5 protein-coding genes are annotated in these 5,952 nt (G+C 49.6%); 3 read left to right on the top strand and 2 right to left on the bottom strand.

From position 1 onward, the window contains the following. The 3 genes from WCO51_08730 to WCO51_08720 form a co-directional block, all read left to right on the top strand. On the top strand, positions 1–274 hold a 274-nt coding region (locus tag WCO51_08730), incomplete at its 5' end, for a hypothetical protein (GenBank protein MEI6513343.1). A 116-nt stretch (positions 275–390) separates the two neighbouring features. Next, entirely contained in the window at positions 391–1,314 is a 924-nt protein-coding gene (locus WCO51_08725) for a hypothetical protein (protein MEI6513342.1), read from the top strand. 404 nt (positions 1,315–1,718) lie between these two features. Further along, a complete protein-coding gene (locus WCO51_08720; protein MEI6513341.1) occupies positions 1,719–3,815 on the top strand; it encodes a glycosyl hydrolase family 65 protein in 2,097 nt (698 codons plus the stop codon). 108 nt (positions 3,816–3,923) lie between these two features. Here the strand turns inward: WCO51_08720 and WCO51_08715 are convergent, their stop codons facing one another. Next, positions 3,924–5,129: a hypothetical protein gene (locus WCO51_08715; protein MEI6513340.1), complete on the bottom strand. Its 1,206-nt coding sequence runs from the start codon at positions 5,127–5,129 to the stop codon at positions 3,924–3,926. A 276-nt stretch (positions 5,130–5,405) separates the two neighbouring features. Next, positions 5,406–5,952, bottom strand: a 547-nt coding sequence (locus WCO51_08710) for a hypothetical protein (protein ID MEI6513339.1), incomplete at its 5' end; no start/stop codon positions are given.

Genomic DNA, 5,952 nt, shown 5'->3' with positions numbered 1-5,952 from the left:
TACAGGCCAGCCAATCGGCGTTTTGTGCATGATCTTGTCAGGTACAAAACCTGACGAGTCATCACGAGGCTCAATGCTCGGCGGCAACGAATCGCCTTTTGAGAGCATCATTATTCAGAACGCGACGATTAAGGCTATCATCGACCAAGCAATCAAACAATCCGCCACAGTCGCCGCACAACGCGCCGCTAAAAAAGCCGAAGAAAAGACCGAGGAAACCAAACCAACCCCCACCCCAATCAAACCGCCACCAACCAAACCCAACAAGCCGTAGTTGACATTTAGATTTCCCGGTAGTCCCCCCTTGGGAAGGGGGGCAGGTCAATACCAACCTTGTGGGATGCGAACGTGCGGTCGCCAAGGATTATTTGCCTATGTGGAGGAGAAAGTATGCTTCAAGGAAAATGGCGTAAGTCAGTATTTGTTTTGGTGCTACTTGGCGTTTTAATATGCTTCGTAAGTTTTATCACTACCGAGCTGGGAATATATGTCCCATTTGAGAAGAGGATCCGCAGTGGATCAGATGTGATATGGGAGTTTAGTAAAGAGGCTCATGTGTTGGATCATAATAACAATGTTGTGTACCGCTACGGCCTGTTTGCTCCAATTGCGTGTGGTGAAGATCGTCTTGTTTTTGGAAGCGCTACAGGGCAATATCTTTATGTGCTTAATTCAAGGCATAAATTGCTACGTATCAACTTGCTCCCTTTGCTGCCACGCAAATACAAGATAGGTAAGGCATATCTTTCCGCATCTGGCGTTGTGATCAACCCATATACTGATCCATATGAAGAGAAGGCCAAGAGTGTCTATTATATTGACTTTACATCAGGTAAGTGCAGCCAAATAAGGAATGCGATTGAAGCGCGCGCAGACAATAAATCTGCGGATATCGTAGTGCTAACAGCCAAGTTCGAAGTGGAACGACGATCGTCATCTCGGGTAACCAAGCGAATAAGAGTGGGTCACTCTTTAGTGTACTGGGGCTATGACTTCGTGTCAGACAAGGTCATTTTCCAGAAGAGGGCGAGAATCATCGTACAAGGAGAGACGTCTACCGCTTCATGGATGATTTCATCTTCTCGTCCGGATGATCACGGTTGGTTTGTGGGTCACGATGATGGGGCAAAACAGATTTGGATAAAATTCGCAAAACCGTTCACTTCAGGAACCAGGGTTGTTGCCTACGACTATGAAGGTCACAAGCTCGGCTTACTTTACTCAGGAATCGACTTCCCCTTACACCCTACTCGACCGATTCCTGCGAGTGGTCGCTCCTTGCTTATTGAAGCCCAGCGGTTGAGATTGAAATAATGCGAGGGATCGGGTGTCTTGTGGGCGCAGAGAATCCAAGCCCACGTTGAGATCAAACCACACTAAATGAAACCTGTCAAGCATATGGATGAAATGACCCTGGTACAGAGCGACACCAATTAAACATATGACTGGGTCGGGAACCAGACGGCTCAGTATGATGATGTCAACGAGACAACGTTAGAGAAATGTGATACCTACCCCCCCCCGATCAACTTGCTCTCAGTGCCATAACGAAGGACGCTAGTTCCAAACGAAAGGTTTTTTAGACCAGCTATAGGCTTCACGGAGAAATATCCTGCTTATCATCGTCAAAAATACCAATTCTCATTTAAATGGTTCCTTTATCTATAACGGTTTGTGCAATCATTCAACGGTAGTTCTTTGGCTCGAGGAGGATAAGGATGGGCGAATTGAAAGGGATCCCGGAAATAAGAATGACGACCGAACTCGACCAACCTTATACGCTGGCGGGGCGCGGATGCTATGGCATCGGTTGGTGCGATGGGTTCTTCCCGGATTTTGGATGGCATAAAACCAAGGAGATGGGCGGCATTTGGATGCACCCGCTCAAGATTGCTGACGGGGTTTGGCTGAGCGTCGATGATGCCGGTTGGCCGCCTCAAGAAAGTTATAATGCTATTCGACGTGAATGGTGTAAAAAGAATGATGAATTCGTTTTAGGGGAAGGCGGCGCCTGGTCGGAGCATATCTATTATAAAGGCAACTGGACCATTACGCGACGTCAATTCGTTCCTAAGGATGATCAAGCTTTCGGGGTTGAGTTCGATATTAAGACTTCAAGTCCGGAAGTTCAAAAAGTTCGCCTTTCGGTTCTGGTGCGCTTCGATGTCCAAACCACTTGGATGTCGGGGTGGGATGATCCGGTTGGACTGGAATTGGAAGCGATTGAAAACGGCGCGATTGCGCATGGCATCTCCGGTTCCGATTTACCCTATGATTGGGGTTATTTTACTGGAGCCGTTAAATTCGATAAGAAGCCGGAAAGACTGGCCATCGGCGAAGAGTTGTGGGGGCCTGAGCGAACCTACGGCAACGGTACTTCCGTTTTGGCAACTTTCTACTTAGATTTAGATCCGCAAGCCAAAGTTCGAATGGTTATCTCCGGGCATCATCAGAGCGAAGCCAAAACGTTGGCGACCGCTGATGACGTGCTCGCTAACTGGGATGCGAAGTTAAAAGAAAAGGTGGATTTCTATCGTCATATTGCCAGCGAACTAACTTGTGTAGAAACCCCGGAGCCACTGCTCAATGATGCTTATCGATGGAGCAAGTTGAATGTGGAATGGATGACCCAGCATTCGGAATGCCTGGGCACCTGTGTGACGGCAGGCCATCAGGATTTCACCTGCTATTTTGGTTGCGATACCTTCACTGCAATTCGCGGCATGCTCGCCGCAGGACTGCATGAAACCGTGAAATCCTCTTTACGCGTGATTGGCGGCATTGCGGACAAACAAGGGGGAAAGGTTCCCCACGAAGTCGCCAGTACAGGTCACGTCTATGATCCGGGCAGCGTAGGAGAAACTCCCTTCTATATGCGCTGCGTGTGGGATACCTACCTTTGGACCGGCGATGAAGAGTTCCTAAAAGATCTCTATCCGATAGTCAGGAAAGGCATGTGGGATTACATCGCATCCGAACCGGTCGTGGATGGCGTTCTAATGGGAGAATTTGAAGATAGAATTGGTGGAGCCAGAGACAAGACGAATCCTATTTTGCTGGCGGTAGGTTACAAGGACTTTGCTGACTTATGCGAAAAGATGGGTGATTTGGAAGATGCCAAAAAGGCCCGTTCTGAAGCTGATCGATACAGCAAGCAGCTTGAAGAGTTGTTCTGGGTCGAAGAGGAAGGCTGCTATGCAAGAACCCTCGATGAGAATAACAAACCTGTCGTCGAGACGGAAAACATTATGTGGGGGCGACCTTTCGAAGGCGTTGGCTATGCAGGCATTTCTCCCAAAGAACGAGTTGTCCGCGCACTTGCCAGATATAAAGGCCCCGAATATGAAAGTGAATATGGTGTATTCCTCGGCGGTAACAATTGTCTGATGCCGGTAACTACCGGTTATGCCGCTGTCGCTGAGTTCAACTATGACCGTAATGAAGAAGGACTTGAGTATGTAAGATGTCTAGCGCGAACGTGCGGACATGCCAGTCCGGGAGCATTCCCCGAAGGGATGGACCCTTATGGCGATCGCAAGAAGATGCGCTACTTTAAATCCTCACACTGGAACTACCTGCAGCTCTGGTCGTCGGCATTCATGCCCGAGAGCCTGGTTTGGGGGCTATTGAGACTACAGCCGGATGCAGCTAACGGTAAAGTCACCATCAAACCTTGGCTCCCTGAAAGCTGGCCTTTCTTTGAGTTCAGAAACGTCCTGGTCGGTCAATCGCGCTTTAGTGTCAGGGTCGACAAATCAGGCACAAAGGTAACCCATATTGATGGTCCCAAGCTAGAAATTAATATTATCGAGTAAGCCTTAAATAAGAAAAGGGGCGAAGCTTGAAGCTTCGCCCCTTTTCTTATTAGTAAATCGCAGTCTAGCTGCCAAAAGCGCCAAAATTCGTTGGTAGCAGTAACGCCCCTACCCTTGCGCCACTTCCATCGCGATTTCAGCCCATCGCCATAAACGTTGGGGTTCGTTGGCTACAGTACTGATGTCTTTTTGGATTAACTCTAAGGGGCAGCCGTGACGGGCGCAGATGTCTACTGTTGTTTGCAGGTGCTCGCGGACGGACTTCTCGCGGAAAATGGGCCAGGCTAGAAGAGCTGGATTGGGCTTTCGGGAATAGACGTAATCCCCTTTAATCTCGGAGGCGCCGATTTCTTCATTGACCCACGGGCTCATCGAGATCTTGCGGACGTTCGGGATCTTGCGCACCTTGGACATCTTTAGGTCCATTGGGTCGCAACAGCCGTAATAGACCAAGCCGAAGCGTTCGAAGATGGGCATACACGCATCGATTTCAAACTCCTCGAACATCGCCGGCGATACCGTCGAGAACATCTGCGCCAGACCAAACATCCAAATGTCTTTGGTTCGCGGTTTAGCTGGATTGTATCCCGGCGCGGGCAGTTCGTCGGTATAGGCTCCGGTGCAATGAATAGTTTGCTGCGGCCGGCAGAGCAGGCCTTGATCCTCCAACTGGTCGAGCATACTCAGATAGCTGGCCACCATCCGCCGCACCAATTCGCGCATATAGTCAGGGCGATCGATCAAGGCGTAGAGCGCACCCTCGACACCCATCCAAATGGTAATAGGGTCCCAAATTGAAAGGTAAGGTGTAAAACCATCCGCCGCAACCTCCAGTGTGCCGTCAAAGAGTGAATGCGCAACCTCCAGCCGCCGGGCGGTCTCAGCTTCGTCGTGGGTAATGATCGGCAACCTAACCTTGTCTAGATCGGTATCAAAGACAAATTGGTTAAAATAGGCATGGCCGTAATTAACTTTAGAAGTATCGCCCGATTCGGTATCTTTCACGGCCTTCGGCACTTGGAGGAACGACTCGACAACCATATCCCCTCGAAAATGCCGCCACTGATAAAGCAGCCTACGCAACTCTTCTTCATACATACGGCATTCACGATCTTCACAGGTGAGGGCAAGCTCATCCTCTACATTCATCTCGTTCCAGCACACCTGATCGATCATCACCATGGGACGAACAGGCTTTAGGCCGTTAAGCTGTCGCCAACAGTTGCGCGTCTGCTTTTGAACTGGCAATGCTGCAATCTCCGCCACCTCGCCCGCCAAACGATGGATGATTTCCCTGTCCTGAATTCCTAGCATAAAGTCGTCCTTTCAAAGTCACAGGCTGTCGTTAGTCTATCTTGATTGTAGCATTTTAAAGTTCAGGAGTTTAACTGTGGTGCTTTCTGCTTATCCTCGGTTTAGGGTTCCTTTCACTATGCAGAATTGTGCAATCATGCATAGAGAGCTCTTAGACGCAGAGGATACAGAAGGTAACCCATGTCGATAGCCCCAAGAAAGGTTAATAATATCGAGTAAGCCTTGCATAAAAGAAGGGGCGAAGCTTCTAGCTTCGCCCCTTCTTTTATGCAAGGCTTAGGTGCCGGAGGTTGCGAATTTACCGATGACATTAAGGAAGTCTAAGTCATCCGTTTTATCGTCGCCATTGCCGTCGCCAATGAGCTTAAGCACAGGATCGGTTGATCCGAAGTTGCCGATGACACTAAGGAAGTCCAAGTCATCAATCTTGTTGTCATCATTGGTATCGCCGCACTGCGTGCTGAAGGCCTGTGGCGTTGAGCCGGTTTTAGATTCGCTCAAAGCCTTGAGAGGCTTCACTGTGACTACGTGTGAACCAGCAGCTAAGGCTGGGATTGTACAGGTACGCACAGAACCGGTACCCGTGAGTGCGACATCGGGATAGAGCACGGAATCAACCGTGACGTCCGCGGTCGTCGCCGCATCTCCGCCAGCCCAATCTACCAGAGTGACCGTGCAAACGAAGTCCACGGTTGACGGAGGGGCAACATCTGTATAAACCTTCACGGCCGGAGCTACTCCATAAGCTGAACGAGGTGTATACTCATTGCCGGACAAGGACAGTACGCCATTGCCGTTGTCGTCCTCGTACCAGTTGTTCTGC

It is taken from the genome of bacterium, assembly GCA_037131655.1.
Classification (GTDB): Bacteria; Armatimonadota; Fimbriimonadia; order Fimbriimonadales; family JBAXQP01; genus JBAXQP01.
The sequence above is the reverse complement of the archived record's forward strand: the minus strand, read 5'-3'. Positions and strand labels throughout refer to the sequence as shown.